Below are 20298 nucleotides of genomic sequence, written 5' to 3'. Positions count from 1 at the left end.
GTAACCATGAACAAGCCAAGACTTTCCCTGCTGAGCCTGTCGCTGTTGCTGGCCCTGGGCGGCTGCGTCAACCGCGAGCCGCAACAGATGCCGGTGCAGATCCTCAGCGCCCCGGCCGACCAGGCCCAGCTCACCGAGGTCATGCCCATCGAACAGGTGCTGCGGCCCCAGGACGTGCTGGACGTGATCTTCCATATCGGTACCACCAGCCAGCAGCGCTACCTGGTGCAACCGGGCGACCAGGTGGACATCAGCTTCCTTTCCGCCCCGGAACTGGGGGGCAACAAGCTGGTGCTGCCCGACGGCAGCATCGACATGCCCTATATCGGCAACATCCAGGTCGCCGGGTTGTCCGCCGAGCAGGCCCGCCAGGCCCTGCAAGCACAGTACGCCAAGGTGCTGAAGAAACCGCAGATCACTTTCTCGATCTCCCACGCCATGGCCCAGCTGGACAACCTGCGTACCAGCCTGACCAACCCGGCCACCGGCCTGAGCCGCGAGATCGTGGTCGGCTCCGATGGCCGCGCGAGCTTCCCGCTGCTGGGCAGCCTGTCGCTGCAGGGCAAGAGCCTGAGCGAGCTGCAGAGCCTGATCAACCAGCGCTACGCCAAGGAGGTGGGACAAGTCAGCGTCGACGTGCTGCTCAAGACCACCGCCGCCAACGAGGTGTTCGTCATGGGCGAAGTCGGCCAGCCGGGCGCCTACCCGGTACGCCGGCCGATCTCGGTGCTCGAGGCCCTGACCCTGGCCAAGGGCGCAGGCCCCACCGCACGCCTCGACTCGGTGGTGATCATGCGGCGCAAGGGCAACCAGGTGGAGGCCCGGGTCTACGACGCCGACGCCGCGCTGGACGGCAAGGCGCTGCAATTCGCCTACCTGCAGCCGGACGACATGCTCTACGTGCCCAAGACCCGCCTGGCCAAGGCCGGCGCACTGAGCAAGCAACTGGCCGACGTGATCATGTTCCAGGGTGTCGGCTTCAGCTTCGGCTACCGCGTCGACAACAAAGAATCGAATAACAACTGAGTTCGCCTCGATGACCAAGATCGAAAACTACCTGCACGAGTTCCTCCTCGTGTTCTTCGTCAATCGGCGCCTGATCAAGCGAGTATTCCTGGGCTTCGCCCTGCTGGCGCTGCTCTTGCCGCTGGTGCTCAAGCAGAGCTTCGAGATCACCGCGGAAGTCATAGTGCAGTCCAAAAAGCTGTCGCAGACCGATGCCAACACCGTGCTCACTCCGGACAACGACAAATTCATCCCGCCATCGCTGGCGGACATGGAGACCGAGAGCAACATCCTGCGTTCGCCGACCCTGATCCGCGACACCATCGGCCAGTTGCGCGACGAGGGCCTGTTCGGCGGCAACGAAGGGTTGCTCTCCAGATTGCTGTTCAACCCCCTGCGCGATGGCGTGATCAATCCACTGCGCAACCATGTGATCAACCCGGTGCGCGGCTTCTTCGGCCTCGCGGTGGACCCGGTGCGCGATACCAGCCTGGACGCCTTCACCAACCAGGCGGTCAAGGACCTGAAGATCGGCACCCTGCCCGGCTCCAACGTGATCTCCATCGTCTACAGCAGCCCGTCCGCAGCCGAAGGCACGCGCTTCGTCGAACGCCTCTTGGCCAACTACCTGAAGAACCGCCAGGACCTGCAATCCAACGAACTGCCCGAAGCCTTCTATGAACAGAAGAAGGCCCAGTACCAGTCACGCCTGGATGACCTGGAAGGCAAGCGCCAGGCACTGCTGGAAGCGGCCCATGCCTCCGACCCCAAGGAGGAAATCACCTTCCGCCTGAACGCCATCAACACCGAGGAGCAATCGCTCAACGGCTATCGCGACCAGGCCCTGGAGAACCAGCGTCGTCTCGACTACTTGCAGAAGAGCCTCGCCGCCGCGCGCAAGGCCGGCTTGACCGACTACACCTTCCCCTTCGCCTTCGCCAACACCGTGGACAACGTGGCGTACGAGGATCGCGAGATCAAGCAACTGGGCGAGCAACTGACCAACCTGGTGGGCCAGTACGGCGTCACCGCCGATACCTACCGCGCCGACAGCGTACCGATGCAGCAACAGCGCGAGCAGATCGTGCGGGCCCGGGCGCAGTTCCTCAAGGTGGTGGAGAATCGCGTTCGCGAACGCAGCAGCGAGTTGCAGATCACCCAATCGGTGATCGCCCAGAAGACCACCCGCATCAACGACTACAAGGCTCGTGTACGTGACTTGCAGGAGGTGCTGAGCAAGCTGCGCCAACTGGATACCGAGATCGACGCCCTGCACAAGGCGTTCTTCACCTATACCCAGCGCTATGAGGAAAGCCGCGGCGAACGCCTGATCAGCGGCGAGCTGTCCAACGCCCGGGTGCTCAGCCAGCCCTACGAGCCTAGCGAAGCGGCCTTTCCCAAACCGATGCTGATCATTCCCCTGGGTCTGCTCACCGGCCTGCTGCTGGCCATCGCCCTGGGTTATGTCTACGAGTTCTTCGACCATCGCTTCAAGCATCCGGCCCAGGTCAACGACCACCTCGGCCTGCCGGTGCTGATGGTGCTCAACGCGATCGAACAACCCCAGGTCAACCCTTACCCGCGCTGGACCTGGCGGTGGGCCTGGCATTGGGCCAAGCAGTGAGCAACCTGAACATGGCCGCGCAACCCATCGTGCACCTGATCCACAGCGGCGGTTTCTACGGTGCCGAACGCATGTTGCTCGATCACTGCCTGGTCACCCCCGGGCAGCACCGGGTGGTGTTCCTCGACGCCCCGCCGGCGCTGTTGCAGCGCTTCACCGAAGCCGGCGTGAGCTGCCACAACTGTCACGACCTCAAGGCCTTGCTGGCGCACCTGCGCCAGCAACCCGGGCTGCTCAACGCGCACAATTTCAAGGCCCAGGTGTTCGCCTGGATCTGTGCCCGGCGCCTGCGCTTGCCATTGGTCCTGACCCAGCATGGCTTCACGCCCAGGAGCCTGAAGCAGAAGCTCTATACCTGGACCAGCCTGCGCCTGTGCCGCAGCCGCCAGGTACGTCGCGTGGCCTGCGTCGCCCAGAGCATCGCCCGCCTGCATCTGGCGGCCGGGGTGGCACCAGACAAGCTGCAAGTGATTGCCAACGGCCTGCCGCAGCCGCTCCCGCCCCGCGCCACCAACTACGAGGGCCCGCCCTCGGGCGAACCCCAGGTGCGCCGGGACGAAATGGAGCCTCTGGTGGGTTTCGTCGGCCGCCTGAGCGAGGAAAAAGGCCCGGATCTATTCCTCGACGCCCTGGTCGCCCTGTGCCGGCAACGCCCGCAGCTCAAGGCGGTACTGCTAGGTGACGGCGAGCAGAACCAGGCCCTGCGCCAGCGCATCGACGCCGAAGGCCTGTCGCTGCGCATACTGTTGCCGGGTTACCAGCAAGACATGCAGCCCTGGCTGCGACGCCTCAATGTCCTGGTGATCAGCTCGCGCACCGAAGGCACGCCGATGATCCTGCTCGAAGCCATGCAAGCCGGCACGCCAATCGCGGCGTTCGCCGTGGGCGGTATTCCCGATGTCTTGCAGCACCGGCACAACGGCCTCTTGGCCACCCCCCTGGACAGTGCCGAGCTGGCCCGGTGCATCGGCGAGCTGCTGGACGATCCGGCCCTGGCGCAGACCCTGGCCGAGGCCGCACGCGCTACCCAGCGCGAGCATTACCACCTGCCGACCCTGGCCCGTAGCTGGGACGAGCTGTATCGCCTGGCCAGGGAGGCCGACCCAGCATGATCGCCGCTCCTGTTCTCGGCCTGTTCCTGGGTCTGGCCGCCCTGGCCCTGCTGGCCAGCCCCTGGCCATTCCTGGCCCCCCTGGTGGTGGTCGGCCTCGCGGGCCTGGCCGTGCTGTATCGGCGTCCGGGCTGGGGCCTGCTGGGCATCTGCGCCCTGGTGCCGTTCGAAGGCCTGTTCAAGGACAGCGCCTTTTCCGGGGCCAAGCTGCTGGGCGCCTCGCTGATCCTGATCATGCTGTTCAAGTTGCTGTTGCGGCACATTCCCGATACCCGCCTGGGCAGCAATCTGTGGCGAGCCCTGGGCCCCTTCCTGCTGTGCCTGCTGTTGAGCCTCATGTACAGCGAGAACCTGGCCGTGTCCCTGGACAGCCTGCGAGAGCTGGCGGTGGGCCTGGTGCTGTTCTTCGTCACCTTGCTGATCGCCCGGGAGACCAACCTGCTGATGCTCTGCCGCTTGCTGGCGGTGAGCGTAGCCATCACTTGCGTGATCGCGCTGGTCTCGGCCAAGTACCAGGTGGGAGGTCGGGCCATCGGCCTGCTGCAGGACGCCAACTACTTCGCCCTGCTGATCGCCATGGCCGTGCCGCCGGCGATCCTCCTGGCCCTGCGCGCGCCCTGGTGGCCGCTACGGCTGTTCTGGATCGCCATCGGCCTGACCCTGATGGCCGGCATGACCAAGACCGACTCGCGCTCCGGATTGCTGGTAGTGCTGTTCACCATCGCCATCGGTGCCTGGCACTACCGCGACCGGCTCAAGGGCCTGCGCCCCAAGCACCTGGGGTTCGCCATGTTCGCCGTGGCGATCGTCGTGCCCCTGGGCATCGCCGCCTTGCCAGCGGACTACGTGGCGCGGATCAAGTCCCTGAGCATGCTCAAGTCCGGTGCCCATTCCGAGGACACCTCCCTGGGCCGGCGCACCTCCTACCTGGTCGTGGGCGGGCAGATGATCCGCGACAACCCGCTGCTGGGTTCGGGCTTGGGCACCTTCCCCGTGCACTATGCGCAGACCGGCTTCGCCAGCGGCTTCTCGGAGAACCTCAACGAGCCCGACCTGTATCGCCGGGCGCACAACACCTACCTGGAACTGTTCAGCGAGCTGGGGATTCCCGCGGGCCTAAGCTTTGTCGCGCTGATGCTCATGGGCCTGCGCAACTTCGAGCGCGCGCGCCAGGCATTCCTCGCCCGGGGCGCCCGGGAACAGGCCGACATCGCCACCCACCTGGGCCTGAGCCTGTTGGCGCTGGCGGTGTTCCTGCTGTTTCTCAGTGCACCGAACCACAAGTACCTGTGGATCTTCCTCGCCCTGTCCAGCGTGCTGCGCCGTCAAGCCGAGGACAGCCGATGAGCGGCTACCGCGGGCCTGAGCGCCGCAGGCCCCCGGGCAGCGGCATTCGCCAAGCTCGCCGGCAAGGCGAGCGCGACTTCAACCCAATCTGGCCAAGGGAGGCAAAAATGCACAGGATCAGCGTGATCGTGCCCATGTACAACGAGGCCCGGCACATCGGCCGGACCCTGAACAGCGTGCTGCGCGCGGCCCGGGTGGCGGGTGTCGACTGCGAACTGATCGTGGTCGACAACGGCTCCATCGACCAGGGCCCGCAACAGGCTCGCGAAATGGGCGCCCGGGTACTGCTGTGCCCGGGTCTGAGCATCGGCGCCCTGCGCAACCGCGGGGCCGCGGTCGCCAGCGGCGACAGCCTGGCATTCCTCGATGCCGACATCGAGGTGCCCGAGGATTGGCTGCAACTCTGGCAACTGGCCCAGGGACAACGGACCGCCGAAGTCTTCGCCCTGGATTGCGCCGCCCCCAGCAGCGCGCCGTGGTTCGCCCGAGCCTGGCAGCGACGCAGCCTGGCCGCCGGGACCCAGGCCCGCCTGCTGCACTGGATGCCCACCCCCAACCTGTGCCTGGAGCGGGCGTGGTTCGAGCGCGTCGGCGGTTTCGACGAGCAACTGCGCACCGGTGAGGACAAGGACTTCGGCCTGCGCCTGCACGCCGCCGGCGCCCGGCAACTGAGCCTGCCTCGGCCCCAGGTGTTGCATTGGGGCTTCGAGGGCAGCTGGCGCGAATGGGCCGCCAAGGAACGCTGGCGCCAGGGCAGCCATGTGCAATTGCTCAAGGCTGGCGGAGCAAGCCCGCGTCTGCTGCGCTTCCCCCTGCTGTGCCTGGCTTGCGCGCTGCTCAGCCTGCTGGCGCTGGGCGCCCTGCTCCTGGGCCGGGCCGACAGCGCCCTGCTGTACCTGGCTGTGGGCGCGCTGGCGCCGCTGGTTCTGGCCCTGCGCCAGGGCCTGCGCCAGCGTGATCCGCTGTTCGTCCTGCAGCTCTGGTTGCTGCACTGGGTTCGCCTGCATCTGGGGGCCCTGGCCCTGGTGCAGGGTTTGTTCAACCGTTGCGTCGTGAGGCCCGACCGTGGCTAAGATTCTTTTCTGGCTCTGCCTGCTGCTGCCCATCTACGCCTGGGTCGGCTACCCGCTGCTGCTGGCCCTGCTCAGCCGCTTCGTGCGGCCAAGGCCTGAGCTGTCCGGCCAGCCACTGTCGGTCAGCGTGATCATCGCCGCCCACAACGAAGGCCCGCACATCGAGCACAAGCTGCGTACCCTGCTGCTCCAGGACTATCCGGCTCCCGACTTGCAGATCATCCTCGCCAGCGATGGCTCCAGCGACGGTACCGTAGCCATTGCCCTGGCCGTGCGCGACCCGCGGATCGTGGTCCTGGACCTGCCCAGGGTGGGCAAGGCCGGCGCCCTGAACGCCGCCGTGGAGTTGGCCCGCAACGACATCCTGGTGTTCACCGACGCCGACAACCAATGGTCCACCGATACCCTGGGCAAGCTCCTGGCGCCCCTGGGCGATCCGCAGGTCGGTGCGTGCGGCGGGCACATGATCATCCCCCGGCCCGGGCATAACCTGAGCCTGGGCGACAGCCTGTACCGCCACTATGAAGCCTGGGTACGCCAGGCGGAGAACCGCACCGGCTGCATGGTATCCGCCGACGGCGCGTTGCTGGCCCTGCGCCGGGAGCTGTTCCAGAGCATTCCGGCCGAGGTCAACGATGACTTCTTCATCAGCACCTGCGCCCCGGTGGCGGGCAAGCGCATCGTCTATGTGGAAGAAGCCCAGGTCCTGGACCAGGGCGTGGACGAGGCCGGCAAGCAATACCGCCGGCGCCTGCGAGTCACGGTGGGCGGCCTGCAGAGCCTGGCCCAGCGTCGGCAACTGATGAATCCCTGGCGCCATGGCGCCTATGCCATCGCCCTGATCAGCCACAAGCTGATCCGCCGCCTGGCTCCGGTCCTGTTGCTGCCGCTGCTGCTGGCCAACTTGCTGCTGTGGAATGCCGGGACCTTCTACAGCCTGTGCCTCATCGCCCAGTTGCTGGGCTACGGTGCCGGCGTGCTGGGTCTTCTGGACCGCAGCGGACGCTTGCCCAAGGTGTTTCGCCTGGCCGGTTTCGTCCTGGTGACCCTGGCCGGCATGAGCATGGGCCTCTGGCAATTTCTCCGCGGGCAGCGCTATGCCCTGTGGAACCCACAACAGAATCGCTGACATGACCTTCAAACTAGCCCTCAAGCGCCTGCTGGGCAGCGCCTACCTGCACAGCGCCGGGCGTTCGCGCCTGGGCGAGGCCGGGGCGGTGCTGATGCTGCACCGGGTACTGGTCGACTCCACCGCCGCGGCCAAGCCCCATCGCGCGCCCCTGTGCGTCGGCCAGGCCCAGTTCGAACAGTTGCTGCGCTGGCTGCGCCGGCATTTCGACTGCGTGCCGTTGCAACAACTGCTGGAATTGCCTGGTGGCGACCGGCCGCGTGTGGCGCTGACCTTCGACGATGGTTGGCGCGACAACGCCGAGGTGGCCTACCCGGTCCTGGAGCGTTACGAGGTGCCGGCCAGTATTTTCCTGTCCACCGACTTCATCGGCAGCCCGCAGGGCTTCTGGTGGGAGTCGATCGGCGAAACCCTGTGGCGACAGGCCGACGCCGCAGCTGGCCAGCCATTGCTGGAGCGTCTGCGCGCCCTGCAACTGACGCCACCGCTGGAGCTGCTGCAGGCTGGCGACAGCGATGCCCGCAGCCGCCTGCTCGGCGGTTATCTGCAGCGCCTCAAGCGACTGCCTGCGACCACCCTGCAGCAACTGGCCGACACCTGCCCGGCAGACGCCGCGCCGCACGCCATGGACTGGACCCAGGTCAAGCATCTGGAGCGCTCGGGGCTGGTGTCCTTCGGCCCCCATGGCGCCAGCCACGGCATCCTCACCCAGCTTGAAGACGCGGCCCTGCGCACCGACCTGCAACGCTCCCATGACACCCTGCGCAAACGCTGCCAGGCGCCTCTGCAAGTCTATTGCTACCCCAATGGCGACCACGACCCCCGGGTGCGGGCCGCCGTATCCGCGCTGGGCTATCGCTATGCCCTGGGCACCCGGTCCGGCCTGATCGAGGCCAGTGGCAACGCCTGGCTGGCCCTGCCGCGCATCGACGTCAGCCATGCCAGCGCCGCCCACCCCGGGCTCCTGGCCTGGCGCCTGTGGCAGGGAGCCCGGGCATGAAGCGCGGCGGCTATCTCTGGCATCTGGCCCTGAGCATGGGCACCCGCTTGGCGATGATCGGCCTGCGCCTGCTGCGCAATGTGCTGCTGGCGCGTCTCCTGGGCCCGGCGGACCGCGGCTTGTTCGCCCTGCTCAGCACCCTGCCGGACCTGATCGCCGCGCTCACCAGCGGCGGCCTCAATACTGCGGTGGGCTACGAGGCGGCACGCCAGCGGCCCATGGGCCTGTTGCTGACCCAGGTACTGGTCTATGGCTGCTTGCTGGCCAGCCTGCTGACCCTGGCGGGCCTGGCGCTGATCAATACCCTGGGCAGCCAGTGGGAACTGAGCCTGCAACTGGGCGACCTGGCCTGGCTGTTGTTGCTGGCGGTGCCGCTCACCGTGCTCAAGAGCGGACTGCTGACCCTGCACAACGCCGACGGCCGGGTCGAAGCCTTCAATGCCCTGCGGCTGCTGGAATCCCTGGTGCCGCTGCTGCTGTTCGTCGGCCTGTGGTGGATCTGGCGCGAGCAACCGCTGGCCGCGGCGCTGGGCGGCTGGCTGGGCGGTACGCTGCTGGTGGTCGTGGTGGGCTGGTGCTGGCTGCGGCGCTGGCACGATTTGCGCCTGCGCTGGCAGACCGGGCAGCAGCGCGAACTGTTGCGCTACAGCGCCCAGAGTCACCCCGGGGTGCTGGCCCAGCAATTGATGCTGCGCTCGGACTACCTGTTCATCGGCGCCCTGCTCGATCCGGCAGCCCTGGGCTGGTATGCCATGGCCAGTGCCGCTGCCGAGCTGCTGTTGATCATTCCCGAGGCGGTGACCACTCCACTGATGAAACGCCTGCTGCAACAAGGCAGCGGCATCGAGCAACTGACCGCCCTGGCGCTGCGCCTGACCGCCACGGTCATGCTGCTGGCCTGCCTGGGCATGGCGTTGATCGGCCAATGGTTGATCGTGACCTTGTTCGGCGCCGCCTATGCCCCGGCCTACAGCGCCCTCTTGGCATTGCTGCCGGGCCTGTTCGGCCTGTGCTACGCCAGCATCTTGCGCCTGGACCTGCTGGGCAAGCAGCGCCCCGGCGCCCTGTCGCTGCTGATGGGCGGCGGCGCCCTGTTGAACCTGGCGCTCAACGCGCTGCTGATTCCACGGCTGGGCATCGTCGGTGCCGGCCTGGCCTCGTCCATCGCCTACCTGGCGGTGAGCCTGGTGATGCTCGGCCTGTACTGCCGCCTGAGCGGCGTGGCCTGGTATCGCACCCTGATTCTGCTGCCTGCGGACGTGACTTACGTACGCCAGCTACTGCGCCCCAAGGAAAAGGCCTGATGAAATCCCGTTCCCTGATTGTCCTGCTGCTACTCACGGCGCCCGCCCTGCAGGCGGCCCCCATGCAATGGGGCGATATCCGTGATGGCAGCCTGTACCTGCAGGCCAGCGTCACCGATACCCTGCACCTGCGCTGGAGCCCGGCCTGGCAAAGCGACGCCAACCAGGAACAGCTGTACCTGGTCGGTCCCGATGGCCAACTGCGCCAACAAGTGGATATCCCGGCCGACCAGGCCTACGGCCAGGACAGCATCCTGCTGCCCGCCGCCAGCGGTGACTACCGGCTGCAAGTGCCCGGCTACAGCTTCCGCAACTTCAGGATCGGCCATGACAGCGCCACCCAGGCCCAGTTCGAACCCACCAAGGTGCATTTCAGCGCCGACGTACCCGACGGCACCGAGCTGTACTTTCGCGTTGCCGCCGGTGAACGAGCGGTGCTCGCAGGCAAGTACCACGGTGGCGTGAGTGTGTTGCAAGCGGTGCGCCTGAGCGACGGGGCGAAGGTCCGGCTCAAGCTCGAGACCCACGATCAATACCCGCAATTCGACCAGGCCGAACTGCCGGTGGCCGAGCGCGACGAAGTCTGGCGCCTGTCCATGGGCGGCTCCGGCAAGGTCGGCTTCTGGCTCGACGGCACCGCCAACCTGTTCGCCCAGGACCTGCGCCAACTGCACCCCTTGCAATGGACCCCGGGGCACGTGGAACTGAACCTGCACCCACAACTGGCCGGCCCCAGCCCGCACCTGGGCGTGGCCCTGCCCTACGCGCAACCGCCGCAGTCGACCTTCGAGCTGCTGCGAGCCCTGGGCCCCCGAGCCGCCAACTTCTACAGCTTCGTCGACGTGATCAAGGCCGAGCCCGAGCGGGAAATCGCCTTTCGCAGGCTCTACCGCGAGACCTTTGGCGTGGACCGCGATATCACCCTGCTGGCGGGGACCGGGCGCAGGCCGGTACTGGAAGCCAGCCCGCAAACCCTGGCCGGCCTCGATGCCTGGCTGGACGACAGCACGCGGTTGGGCAAGCAGGGCCTGCATTACCTGGCGTTCGCCGATGAACCCAACCTCAACTATCCGAGCTACGCCGCCTTCGCTGCCTATTTCAGCCAGATGCTGGAGCGCACCAAGGCCCATCCCGAGGCCCGGGCCGCCGGGGTACGCATCGCCATGCCGGTGAGCTCGCGCCTGCTGGACGGACCGTTCCGGGTCGGCGCCGGCCAGCGCCGGGGGATCGACTGGGCACGCAAGCTGCTGGCCGAACATGGCCCGGACATCGACGCCCTGGCCTGGCACGAATGGATGGTGCGCGACCTGCTGGCCACCCGCCGCTACCGCGCCAGCGTGCGCGCCGCCGCCGACCTGGTGGGCCTGGACGACCAGGGCCGGCCACGCAAGGCATTGCTGCTGAGCCAGACCAATATTTCCAGCGGCCCGGACCTCAGCCCCTACCAGCAAGACACGCATTACGCCGGCCTGTGGTGGGCCTCGGTGGTGTTCAACGCGTCCCAGGATGGTTTGCTGGACATGCTCAACTGGTTCCAGGCCGCCGACGAGCCGGAGTATCCCAAGGGCATGCTGGCCCAGCACGGCGCCCGGCACTTTCGCCTCAAGCCGGTGGCCCTGGCCCAGCAGTTCCTCCAGCAGCATTGGCTGCCCCAGGTGCAGGTCCTGGACAACCCGGCCTTCGAGGTCGATGCCCTGGCCCTGCGCGACGGCCCGCGCCATAGCCTGCTGGGCGTGGCCAAGACTGCGCGCCGGCAGACCATCGAGGTCTCCATGCCAACCCACCACTGCCCGCCGGAACCGCAACTGACCTTGCTCAGCGCCGATGGCCAGGCGCGCCCCGCCAGCGTGCAGTGCGATTCGGATCGGCTGGTGTTCCAGCTGCCCGGCGAGACCCTGTTTGCCTTGACCTGGAAAACCCTATGAGTCGCTTGACCGGCCTGTTGGCCAAGATCCGCCGCAAGGGCCTGCGCGGCAGCCTGCGAGTGCTGCGCGAACGGTTCTTCTATTACCACTGGGAGCTGTTGACCCTGGAGCGCTCCCTGGCCCTGCCGGTGCCCTGTCCCATCGACCCCGCACGCTGGCCCCAGGTGCCCATCACCCGGGAGCTGCTGCCGGCCTTCGACAAATACTTCAAGGCCCAGCTACCGGCCATTCGTGGCCTGCTGGACAAGGGCAGCCGGGGCAGCGCGCACCTGGATCACCAGGGCAACGTGATGATGATGGTGTGGATCAGCGAGCGCGATTACTACGACGACCAGCTGTACCGCTGCTGGATGCGCGTGCCACCGGGCTGCCTGTATCAGTTCGCCGGTGAATGCGCGCAGCCCTACCGGGGCTCGGGGGTGGTGATCCTGGCGCAGAAACTGCTCTGGGAGGAGTACCGCGAGCGCGGCTTCAAGAGCACCCGGGCCCTGGTCAACGTGCGCAACGAACCTGCGCTGAAGATGCACATGCGCCTGGGTTTCCAGGAAGTCGGCGAATCCCTGCATATCTACTGCCTGTTGCGGTGCCTGCACTTCCATCGCCGCCGCCCCTATCACCAGACCCGCTTGCACCAGCTGCGACGCGGGCGCCTGCTGGATCAGCAAGCCGGCACGAAGACCGACCAGGAGCGGCCATGAACATGCGCTGGCAATGGTGCAGCGACCTCTCGGCGGCGCAGTTCCCCGAGGCCGCCTATGAGCAATTGCGCGCCGCCACCGAGCAGGCCACGCCGTTCAATCGCCTGGGCTGGCTGCGCGGTGCGGCCCAGGCCCTGGCCCCGGGCCAGGCGTTGCAGGTCCTGCTGGGTTGGCAGGAGCAACGCTTGGTGTTGTGCCTGCCATTGGTGGCCGGCCGCGAATCCCGTGGGGGGCTGCCGCTGCGCGTGGTGCGCCACCTTGGACATCCGCTGAGCGATCGCCTGGCCTTGCTGGTGGCCGACAGCGCCCGGCACGCCATGCCCGAGGTACTGCGGCAAATCCGTCGGCACCTGCCCCATGACCTGTTGCAACTGCATGAGCTGGTGGCGGCCGACGAGCTGTTGGCACCCTGGCGCCAGGCCAGCAGCTACGCCGAGCAAACGCTGACTTGCCGGGTACCGGAGCACCTGGTTGTGCCCGCCGATGCCGAGGAAGCCAGTGGCACCTTGCGCTACGAATTGCGCCGGGCCAGGAAGCGCTGTGCGCAGATTGATGCACGGATCATCCGCGTGGCGCCCAGGGCCGAGGGGGTCGACGAAATCCTGCAGAGGCTGTGCGAGGTCGAGCAGGCCAGCTGGAAAGGCACCGACGGCCTGGGGATCTTCTCCGGTGGGCCACGCCGGCAATGGATGTTCAGCGCCTTGCGCCAGCTGGCCGCCGAGGATTGCGTGCGAATCGTGCTGCTGGAGCACCAGGGGCGTTGCATCAGCTATCGCCTGGGCCTGCTGGAACGCGGCCGCCTGTACGACTACAACATCGCCTTCCTGGCCGACTACGCCAACCTGGGTAGCGGCCGCTTGCTGCTGGACGAATGGATCCGCTGGGGCCTGGAGGATGGTTGGCAATGGGTGGACGCCTCCCGGGTCAGTCTCAGCCGCTCCAGCCACCAGTTGCACGAACGCCTGAGCGGCCTGGTGGAACAGCAGCGCTGGAGCTTCTACAGCTGGCGTGCCCTGGGCCTGCTGGCGGGCCTGGGCGAACGCCTCTGGCAACGACTCAAACCTCATCTCAAGGCCTGGCGCGAACGACGCCAGGCCGCCGCCACAGCGAAGGTGCGCCCATGAAGGAATCCCAGGCCAACGCGCCACGAGTGATAGTCAACGCCGACGACTTCGGCCTCGACCCGGACTACAACCAGCTGACCCTGCGAGCCTTCAAGAGCGGCGTGATCAGCTCCGCCACCTTGATGGCCAACATGCCGGCCTTCGAAGATGCCTGCCAACTGGCCCACCGACATGAGCTGCTGGGGCGCATCGGCCTGCACTTCAACCTGACCTACGGCCCGGCCCTGAGCGAGGCGATCCGTCGACAACCGCTGTTCTGCGACGCCCAGGGCCAGTTCGACCTGAACCTGCCGCGCTCTGCCCTGCGCCTGCCGCAGCCGGTGGCCGCCGCGGTGCTGCAAGAGCTTGAAGCGCAGTGGGAGCGCTGCCTCGCCCTGGGGCTGCGGCCCAGCCATATCGACTCCCACCAGCACGTGCACAACCTGTGGCCGGTGGCGGCGATCGTCGCCCGTTTCGCCGCCCGGCAAGGGGTTCCGGTACGCCTGGCGCGCAATGTCGGGAGCAATATCGGGCTGGTCAAATGGCTGTTCAAGACCGCCCTGAACCGGCGCATCCGCTGGTTGTCCGGCGCCAGTGCAGACTCGGTGTGCACCCCCAGGGACCTGCTGGAAGGCTTGCGCCCCGGGGGGGTGATCGAGGTGGTGGCGCACCCGACGCAATTGGCCGATGGCGATTTCGGCGACGACTACCTGCCGGCGCAACAATCGTTGGAGCGACTGCTGGCCCAGGCCTTGCCCGGATACCGGCGGGTCGCCTACAGCGAACTCTAGGAGGAGCGGTGATGGCCTGCGCAGAAGGGATGGTTTTCCCGGGCTCCGCGGCGGGCTAACCTTGGCGCCCTTTTTCCTGGTGCAAGGAATCGCCATGTCCTGGTCGTTTCGTCGTCTGTGCAGCCTGACCGCCCTGATCTGCCTGTTGCTGGCCCTGGCCTGGGGGCTTGCCCCAGGACTGCTGCTGACCCTCTGGGGCCTGGACTACAACCCGGTCGCGGGATTCGTCGCACGGCGCAACGCCCTGCTGTTCCTGGCGCTGGCGGTGATCTTCCATCAGTTTCGCGACGTGGGCCACAGCCCTGCCCGCCAGGCCCTGGGCAATGGCATGGCGATCGGCTGTTTCGCCCTTGCCGGGCTGGGGACCCTGGAGTGGCTCAATGGCAATGCCGGGGCGGGCATCTTCCTGGCGGTGGGTACGGAATTGCTGCTGGGCCTGGGGTTCGTCCAGGCCCGCAGGCTTCCTTGAACGAGCGCGGTAGCGAGCGGCCCGAAGGACTCAATAATGCGCCCGCCTCAGCGGTACACCATGCCCGGAACCTTGGGCCAGGTCATGGCGCAGCCCGGCGATCAGCTCGTTGATTTCGCGACAGCCGTTGAGCTGCGCGGCGTCGATACCGGTGACCAGCAGGTCGACGCGATCGGGCTCATGTTCGCCGAACACCTTTACCGTCATCGACAGCTCGGGGCTCAGGGTGCATTGGCAGCGCTTGGGCAGGAAGCTGCTTTCGATGATGTTGCGCAGCTCCAGGGCAGATAGAAACATGGCGACTCTCTCCGTTGTTCGAGGCGGCCAATCGGCAGGCAGGCTGCCTGCGGGCGACGTCCGTGTTCGAGGGTTCCAGGCCCGATCCTGATTGTCCTTGTAGACGGGGCCAAGCTACAGACTATGCGGCTTTGCCGAGTCTGTTAAATTCGATTTGGCTCTGAGCAACGGCTTTTTCGGCCCGACTCGATGCCCTTCCCCAACCGTCACCAGGAGCGGCGCCTTGATTACCTGCCACGTCAAATATGTGATCGATCCCTATCAACTGGCCGAGTTCGAAGCCTATGCCAAAGCCTGGATCAGCGTGGTGCAGCGCCTGGGCGGCAGCCACCATGGCTACTTCCTGCCCAGCGAGGGCGCCAGCAACATCGCCTATTGCCTGTTCAGTTTTCCGTCCCTGGCGCACTACGAGGCTTACCGCCAGGAGGCTCTTGGCGATCCGCAAAGCGTGGCGCTGGTGGCCTCGGTAATGGAGAAGAAATTCATCCTCAGCTACGAGCGCAGCTTCCTGCGCCCCCTGCTGTCCTGAACCCAGGCTGCGCCCGGCTCAGGCCGGCTGCGGCACGCTGCACAGGGCGGCCCGCTCGGCCACGTGGCGCAGGCTGTCGAAATTGATATTGGCCCCCGAATCGATGGCCACCAGGGTCTGGCCGCGCGCACCGGTCATGGCCACGTACTGCTTGATCCCGGCCACTGCCAGGGCTCCTGAAGGCTCGGTGATCGAGCGTGTGTCGTCGTAGATATCCTTGATGGCGGCGCAGAGCTGGTCGTTGCTGACGCTGATCACCTGGTCCACGTGCCGCCGACAGATTTCATAGCCATGTTCGCCGACCTGGGCCACCGCGACCCCGTCGGCGAAGGTACCGACCGAGGCCAGGGTCACCCGCTCCCCGGCGGCCAACGACTGCTGCAGGCAGTTGGAGTGCTCGGACTCGACGCCGACGATGCGGATTTCCGGCCGCAGGTATTTCACATAGGCGGCGATCCCGGCGATCAGCCCGCCGCCGCCCACCGGGACGAAGATCGCATCCAGCGGCCCCTGTTGCTGGCGCAGGATCTCCATGGCCACCGTACCCTGCCCGGCGATCACATGGGGATCGTCGAACGGCGGCACGAAGGTGCGCCCGCTGCGCTTGGCCAACTCCAGGGCATGGGCCAGGGCGAAGGGAAAGCTCGGGCCGTGCAGCAGCGCGTCACCGCCACGGCTGCGCACCCCCAGGACCTTGAGCTCTGGGGTAGTCTCGGGCATGACGATGGTGGCCTGGATCCCCAGCTCCCGCGCCGCCAGGGCCACACCCTGGGCATGATTGCCGGCAGAGGCGGTGATTACCCCGCGCTGCTTCTGCTCGCTGCTCAATTGCGCGAGGCGGTTGTAGGCGCCGCGAATCTTGAAGGAAAAGGTCGGTTGCAGGTCCTCGCGCTTGAGCAGGATCTGGTTGCCCAGGTGCAGGGACAGCGCCGGCGCCGCCTGCAATGGCGTGCAGATGGCCAGGTCATAGACCGGCGCGGCAAGAATCATCTTCACATAGCGCTCCAGCAGGGCCATGTCGGTACTCGGAGTGGGCGTTGGGCTGGGGCGGCTCATGATGGATCTCCTGGCTGTGTGCGAAGCCCGGGAGACAGAGAGAAAAAACCCGCCTCCAGGGCGGGTTGGGTGCAGTCGTCAGCAAGCCCGCCAATGAGTAATGGCGGTAATAATGCTTGGCTGGGAACGAACGGCGGAAAAAGTCATGGACGGAAAACTAGCGAAATAATCGCCCTGTCGCAAGCACCCGGCAAAACAATCGCACCGGCCACTTGAGGCGAAATATACGAAACATATATGATTCGTATATTTCCCACAGAGAACCTACCGCGACATGGGTATCGTCAAGATCTCCGATGACCTGCACGAACAGATCCGCGTGGCCAGCGCCGCCATGGATCGCTCGATCAACGCCCAGGCCGAGTTCTGGATGAAGATCGGCCTGCTGGCCGAACTCAATCCGCACCTGGCCTACAACGACCTGATCAACAAGCTCTTGTTGAACAAACCCGACCTGCTCAGGGGCCGCGCATGACCCAGGCCCTGATCAAGACCGCCGATCAACTGGCACTGATGCGTGAGTCCGGGCGCCTGCTGGCACAGGTGTTCACCTACCTCGACGGTTTCGTCGGCCCGGGCCTGTCGACCCTGGAGCTGGACGCTGCCGTGGAGCACTTCATCCGCCACGAGCTCAGGGCCCGCCCCGCCAGCAAGGGCCAGTACAACTATCCCTACTGCATCAACACCTCGATCAACGAGGTGGTGTGCCATGGCATGCCCCATTCCGAGGCCGTGCTCAAGGATGGCGACATCGTCAACATCGATATCACCCTGGAGAAGAACGGCTACATCGCCGACTCCAGCAAGATGTACCTGATCGGCAATGTCGGTCCACGGGCCCGGCACCTGGTGGATACCACCTTCCAGGCCATGTGGAACGCCATCCGCCTGGTACGACCCGGCGCCCGGCTCGGCGATATCGGCCATGCGATCCAGAGTCATGCCCAGGCCAACGGCTACAGCGTGGTCCGTGAGTATTGCGGCCACGGCATCGGCCGGCAGATGCATGAGGAACCGCAGGTCTTGCACTTCGGCCGGGCCGGCACCGGGCTGGAACTGCGCGAGGGCATGACCTTCACCATCGAGCCGATGCTCAACCAGGGCAGCGCCCGGGTTCGCGGTCTCAAGGATGGCTGGACCGTGGTCACCCGCGACCACGGCCTCTCCGCCCAATGGGAACACACCGTGGCGGTGACCCGAGACGGCTTCGAAGTGCTGACCCTGCAACCGCAATAGGCCTCAGCCAGCCCGTTCGCGGCGGCCCCCCAGTCGCCGCAACCCCAGGGCCATGCCAACCGCGGCCAGCAGCATCGCCAGCAACAGCAGCGAATAGGACAGCCACCAGGGTGTGCCAGCGGTCATCATGCTGAACTCGGACATGCCGCCGATGCTGGCGATCAGGTTCAGCGGCAGGAACACCACGTTGATCAGGGTCAGCTTGCGCAACAGCTGGTTGCTGCTGTTGTTCATCAGGTTGCCCCGGGCATCCATCAATCCGGCGAACACCGTGGAATAGATCTCCGCCTGTTTGTAGCACTGGTCGTTCTCGATGATCAGGTCGTCGATTCGGCCGATGGCCTGGCCGCAGAAGCGTTCCTTGGCGGCGTGGTTGCGCAAGCGGGTCAGCACCGCGCCATTGCTGCGCAGGGCATTGAGGTAGTGGATCAGGCTTTCGCTGAGGTTGAACATCTGCAACAGATGGCGATTCTCCAGGGTCTGGTTGAATTTCTGTTGCAGCTCGCGGGCCACCGCCTTGATCACCTTCAAGTGCCCCAGGTAGTGATGGATGTTGTTGAGCAGCAGGTCCAGCAGCACATCCTGGGGCGTGTGCAGGTCGTGCCTGGCGCCCAGGCCGTGCAACGGCGTGTCGTCACCAGCAATCGCTCCGGGGCGAACAGCAAGCCACAGGAAGACACCTCGAAAGACAGGCTGCCAGCACCGGAATAGTTCTCCGGGCGTTTCCAGATCAGGAACAGATAGTCGGGGTGAAACTCGATGCGCGAGACTTCGTCCGGGTCCAGCGCCGAGGCCAAGGCATGGGCATCGAGCTTGAACGCGCTGTGCAGCAGATCGCGCTCGGCCAGGTCCGGATCGCTGAACAACATGACCTGGGCCTCGAGGCCTGGCACCGGGCACAGGCCACCATGGCTCAGTCGATAGCTCTGGATCATCGCAACCTCACCAGGCCTGGCCACGCCGCTTGAGTTCGAGGCGGCGGACGAACTCCTCCAGCACCAGGCAATACAGGTCGTCCTGCAGGTAGGCATCCTCGATGCCGGCGTCGAGATTGGGGTTGTCGTTGACTTCGATCACCACCACCTTGTCGCCGGCCTGCTTGAGGTCGACCCCGTAGAGGCCGTCGCCAATCAGGTTGGCGGTCTTGACCGCCAGCTCCACCACGGCCCGTGGCGCCTCGTGGATCGCCAGGGTCCGGCATTCGCCGTTGATGTCCTTGCCCTTGGCCTTGTGGTTGTAGATCTGCCAATGGCCCTTGGACATGAAGTACTGGCAGGCGAAGATCGGTTTGCGGTTGAGTACACCGATGCGCCAGTCGTACTCGGTGTAGAAGAACTCCTGGGCCAGCAACAGGACCGAATGCTCGAACAGCTCGGCGGTGGCTTCCAGCAGCGCCTGCTGGCTCTCGACCTTGATCACCCCCCGGGAGAAACACCCGTCGGGAATCTTCAGCACCAGGGGAAAGCCCAGGCGCTCGCCCACCCGCTCGAAGTCCTGCGGTCGCTCCTTGTACAGGATCTCGGTAGCCGGCATTCCCAGTTGATGGCCCTTGAGCAGGTCGCTGAGGTAGACCTTGTTGGTGCAGCGCAGGATCGAAGCCGGATCGTCCATCACCACCAGCCCCTCGCTCTCGGCCTTCTTGGCGAAGCGGTAGGTATGGTTGTCGACACTGGTGGTTTCACGGATCAACAAGGCGTCGTATTCGGCCAGGCGCGTGTAGTCCTTCTTCTCGATCAGCTCCACATCGATCCCCAGCCCCTTGCCGACGCGAATGAAATTCTCCAGCGCCCGGGCATTGGAAGGCGGCAAGGCTTCCTGGGGATCATGGAGGATCGCCAGGTCATAACGGGCCAGGCGCCGGGAGCGCGGAACACGCCAGACCTTGCGACTGAAACTGTCCAGGGAGTTGGCGAACTGATCTTCCTGGTCTTCTCGCAACTTATGCAGGGCGCCGCACTTCACACCCTCGATATGCCAGCTGTTAGTTCGTTTGAAGTCAACTAACAAGATTGGACATGGAAACAACTCGAATATCTGACGCGCCAACTCCTGCAGGGGCTCTATATGGGTCCGGCCGAAATAAAGAGTCAGGGTAAAGCCTTCGGTATCGCTGTAGAGATGATGGCTCAAGGCCTTTTCCAGGGTCTTGTCCAGATCGTCCAGCGCCAGGCCGTAGAGGGCTTTGCGGGTCAGTTCGCTGATGGTCCGAACCGAGGGGATGACCCGGTGGCCACGGGCCTCGGCCAGGAGCGAGCAGTAGTAGCCATGCCCCAGGTACTTGTAGCTGCGGCACAGGTTGATGACCTGGACCCGCTTGCCCGGGGCGCTTTCGCAGCTGTGCTCCAGGTACTCCTGGGCGGTGAGGATATCTTCACTGGGGAAATACGAGGCCCAGTCTTCCTTGCGCTCGACAATGATAATGACTTGGCTGGAAACTTTATCGATTGCCGACAAATAACTTGTCGAAGTGATTGCCGCCGGCAAACTTTGCCCGGATACTTCTGGCCAATGATTTTGTACCGCTGACATAAAGTTCGATCTCGCTGAAGAAACCTGACCCTTTCTATTAAGCACGAACTTTTTTTGAAGTCTCGTTTCATT

At 65.6% G+C, this 20298-nt stretch carries 18 protein-coding genes and 2 pseudogenes; 16 read left to right on the top strand and 4 right to left on the bottom strand.

Going from position 1 to position 20298, the window contains the following annotated elements:
• Window positions 1–6 precede the first annotated feature (6 nt).
• The 13 genes from GDH07_RS12625 (at window position 7) to GDH07_RS12565 (ending at window position 14579) form a co-directional block, all read left to right on the top strand.
• The gene (locus tag GDH07_RS12625; protein ID WP_022644538.1) at window positions 7–1026 is read left to right on the top strand and encodes a polysaccharide biosynthesis/export family protein; all 1020 of its coding nucleotides are present in this window, start codon (window positions 7–9) and stop codon (window positions 1024–1026) included.
• A 10-nt stretch (window positions 1027–1036) separates the two neighbouring features.
• The gene (locus GDH07_RS12620; RefSeq protein WP_152897735.1) at window positions 1037–2629 is read left to right on the top strand and encodes a GumC family protein; all 1593 of its coding nucleotides are present in this window, start codon (window positions 1037–1039) and stop codon (window positions 2627–2629) included.
• 11 nt (window positions 2630–2640) lie between these two features.
• Window positions 2641–3741, top strand: coding sequence for a glycosyltransferase family 4 protein (locus tag GDH07_RS12615; protein ID WP_178124078.1), 1101 nt, complete (start codon window positions 2641–2643; stop codon window positions 3739–3741).
• Entirely contained in the window at window positions 3738–5087 is a 1350-nt protein-coding gene (locus GDH07_RS12610; RefSeq protein WP_022644542.1) for an O-antigen ligase family protein, read from the top strand. Before GDH07_RS12615 ends, GDH07_RS12610 begins: the two co-directional genes overlap by 4 nt.
• Window positions 5088–5194: 107 nt before the next feature.
• The gene (locus tag GDH07_RS12605) at window positions 5195–6160 is read left to right on the top strand and encodes a glycosyltransferase family 2 protein (protein ID WP_152897734.1); all 966 of its coding nucleotides are present in this window, start codon (window positions 5195–5197) and stop codon (window positions 6158–6160) included.
• Window positions 6153–7289, top strand: a complete 1137-nt coding sequence (locus GDH07_RS12600) for a glycosyltransferase family 2 protein (protein ID WP_343038227.1) — start codon at window positions 6153–6155, stop codon at window positions 7287–7289. The genes GDH07_RS12605 and GDH07_RS12600 overlap by 8 nt, the downstream gene beginning before the upstream one ends.
• Window position 7290: 1 nt before the next feature.
• Complete coding sequence (locus tag GDH07_RS12595) at window positions 7291–8289, top strand: polysaccharide deacetylase family protein (protein WP_152897733.1); 999 nt, start codon at window positions 7291–7293, stop codon at window positions 8287–8289.
• Window positions 8286–9593 carry an oligosaccharide flippase family protein gene (locus GDH07_RS12590; RefSeq protein ID WP_152897732.1) on the top strand — a complete coding sequence of 436 codons (1308 nt, stop codon included), beginning with the start codon at window positions 8286–8288 and terminating at the stop codon, window positions 9591–9593. The genes GDH07_RS12595 and GDH07_RS12590 overlap by 4 nt, the downstream gene beginning before the upstream one ends.
• On the top strand, window positions 9593–11518 hold the full coding sequence (locus GDH07_RS12585; RefSeq protein ID WP_152897731.1) for a hypothetical protein: 1926 nt from the start codon (window positions 9593–9595) through the stop codon (window positions 11516–11518). Before GDH07_RS12590 ends, GDH07_RS12585 begins: the two co-directional genes overlap by 1 nt.
• Entirely contained in the window at window positions 11515–12216 is a 702-nt protein-coding gene (locus GDH07_RS12580) for an N-acetyltransferase (protein ID WP_022638851.1), read from the top strand. The genes GDH07_RS12585 and GDH07_RS12580 overlap by 4 nt, the downstream gene beginning before the upstream one ends.
• On the top strand, window positions 12213–13340 hold the full coding sequence (locus GDH07_RS12575) for a GNAT family N-acetyltransferase (RefSeq protein WP_152897730.1): 1128 nt from the start codon (window positions 12213–12215) through the stop codon (window positions 13338–13340). The genes GDH07_RS12580 and GDH07_RS12575 overlap by 4 nt, the downstream gene beginning before the upstream one ends.
• On the top strand, window positions 13337–14110 hold the full coding sequence (locus tag GDH07_RS12570) for a carbohydrate deacetylase (protein ID WP_152897729.1): 774 nt from the start codon (window positions 13337–13339) through the stop codon (window positions 14108–14110). Before GDH07_RS12575 ends, GDH07_RS12570 begins: the two co-directional genes overlap by 4 nt.
• 94 nt (window positions 14111–14204) lie before the next feature.
• The gene (locus tag GDH07_RS12565; RefSeq protein ID WP_152897728.1) at window positions 14205–14579 is read left to right on the top strand and encodes a hypothetical protein; all 375 of its coding nucleotides are present in this window, start codon (window positions 14205–14207) and stop codon (window positions 14577–14579) included.
• Window positions 14580–14609: 30 nt separating this feature from the next.
• Here the strand turns inward: GDH07_RS12565 and GDH07_RS12560 are convergent, their stop codons facing one another.
• Entirely contained in the window at window positions 14610–14876 is a 267-nt protein-coding gene (locus tag GDH07_RS12560; protein WP_085597587.1) for a DUF1652 domain-containing protein, read from the bottom strand.
• A gap of 223 nt (window positions 14877–15099) precedes the next feature.
• Here GDH07_RS12560 and GDH07_RS12555 point away from each other — a divergent pair, with 223 nt between their 5' ends.
• Window positions 15100–15405 carry an NIPSNAP family protein gene (locus tag GDH07_RS12555; protein ID WP_152897727.1) on the top strand — a complete coding sequence of 102 codons (306 nt, stop codon included), beginning with the start codon at window positions 15100–15102 and terminating at the stop codon, window positions 15403–15405.
• 42 nt (window positions 15406–15447) lie between these two features.
• On the opposite strand, the pseudogene ilvA reads toward GDH07_RS12555, so the two are convergent.
• A pseudogene (ilvA, locus tag GDH07_RS12550) lies at window positions 15448–16422 on the bottom strand (threonine ammonia-lyase, biosynthetic); the annotation flags it as partial.
• A gap of 313 nt (window positions 16423–16735) precedes the next feature.
• On the opposite strand from ilvA, the gene GDH07_RS12545 reads away from it, so the two are divergent.
• Window positions 16736–16936, top strand: a complete 201-nt coding sequence (locus GDH07_RS12545) for a ParD-like family protein (protein WP_022638858.1) — start codon at window positions 16736–16738, stop codon at window positions 16934–16936.
• Window positions 16933–17697 carry a type I methionyl aminopeptidase gene (map, locus tag GDH07_RS12540; RefSeq protein ID WP_085597583.1) on the top strand — a complete coding sequence of 255 codons (765 nt, stop codon included), beginning with the start codon at window positions 16933–16935 and terminating at the stop codon, window positions 17695–17697. The genes GDH07_RS12545 and map overlap by 4 nt, the downstream gene beginning before the upstream one ends.
• A 3-nt stretch (window positions 17698–17700) precedes the next feature.
• On the opposite strand, the pseudogene GDH07_RS12535 reads toward map, so the two are convergent.
• Window positions 17701–18632 (bottom strand): annotated as a pseudogene (locus tag GDH07_RS12535) (magnesium transporter CorA family protein).
• A gap of 7 nt (window positions 18633–18639) precedes the next feature.
• On the bottom strand, window positions 18640–20226 hold the full coding sequence (locus tag GDH07_RS12530; RefSeq protein WP_031319898.1) for a RimK family protein: 1587 nt from the start codon (window positions 20224–20226) through the stop codon (window positions 18640–18642).
• Between the last annotated feature and the right edge of the window lie 72 nt (window positions 20227–20298).

It is taken from the genome of Pseudomonas piscis, from assembly GCF_009380155.1.
GTDB classification, from domain to species: Bacteria; Pseudomonadota; Gammaproteobacteria; order Pseudomonadales; family Pseudomonadaceae; genus Aquipseudomonas; species Aquipseudomonas piscis.
This window is presented reverse-complemented; position numbering and strand designations above follow the sequence as displayed.

Bases quoted from the DNA above. Each gene is read 5' to 3' on its own strand.
- GDH07_RS12580 (WP_022638851.1), top strand. From the start codon at position 11,515: ATGAGTCGCTTGACCGGCCTGTTGGCCAAGATCCGCCGCAAGGGCCTG.
- GDH07_RS12605 (WP_152897734.1), top strand. From the start codon at position 5,195: ATGCACAGGATCAGCGTGATCGTGCCCATGTACAACGAGGCCCGGCAC.
- map (WP_085597583.1), top strand. From the start codon at position 16,933: ATGACCCAGGCCCTGATCAAGACCGCCGATCAACTGGCACTGATGCGT.
- GDH07_RS12565 (WP_152897728.1), top strand. From the start codon at position 14,205: ATGTCCTGGTCGTTTCGTCGTCTGTGCAGCCTGACCGCCCTGATCTGC.
- GDH07_RS12570 (WP_152897729.1), top strand. From the start codon at position 13,337: ATGAAGGAATCCCAGGCCAACGCGCCACGAGTGATAGTCAACGCCGAC.
- GDH07_RS12585 (WP_152897731.1), top strand. From the start codon at position 9,593: ATGAAATCCCGTTCCCTGATTGTCCTGCTGCTACTCACGGCGCCCGCC.
- GDH07_RS12610 (WP_022644542.1), top strand. From the start codon at position 3,738: ATGATCGCCGCTCCTGTTCTCGGCCTGTTCCTGGGTCTGGCCGCCCTG.
- GDH07_RS12545 (WP_022638858.1), top strand. From the start codon at position 16,736: ATGGGTATCGTCAAGATCTCCGATGACCTGCACGAACAGATCCGCGTG.
- GDH07_RS12575 (WP_152897730.1), top strand. From the start codon at position 12,213: ATGAACATGCGCTGGCAATGGTGCAGCGACCTCTCGGCGGCGCAGTTC.
- GDH07_RS12615 (WP_178124078.1), top strand. From the start codon at position 2,641: ATGGCCGCGCAACCCATCGTGCACCTGATCCACAGCGGCGGTTTCTAC.
- GDH07_RS12590 (WP_152897732.1), top strand. From the start codon at position 8,286: ATGAAGCGCGGCGGCTATCTCTGGCATCTGGCCCTGAGCATGGGCACC.
- GDH07_RS12620 (WP_152897735.1), top strand. From the start codon at position 1,037: ATGACCAAGATCGAAAACTACCTGCACGAGTTCCTCCTCGTGTTCTTC.
- GDH07_RS12595 (WP_152897733.1), top strand. From the start codon at position 7,291: ATGACCTTCAAACTAGCCCTCAAGCGCCTGCTGGGCAGCGCCTACCTG.
- GDH07_RS12560 (WP_085597587.1), bottom strand. From the start codon at position 14,876: ATGTTTCTATCTGCCCTGGAGCTGCGCAACATCATCGAAAGCAGCTTC.
- GDH07_RS12530 (WP_031319898.1), bottom strand. From the start codon at position 20,226: ATGTCAGCGGTACAAAATCATTGGCCAGAAGTATCCGGGCAAAGTTTG.
- GDH07_RS12625 (WP_022644538.1), top strand. From the start codon at position 7: ATGAACAAGCCAAGACTTTCCCTGCTGAGCCTGTCGCTGTTGCTGGCC.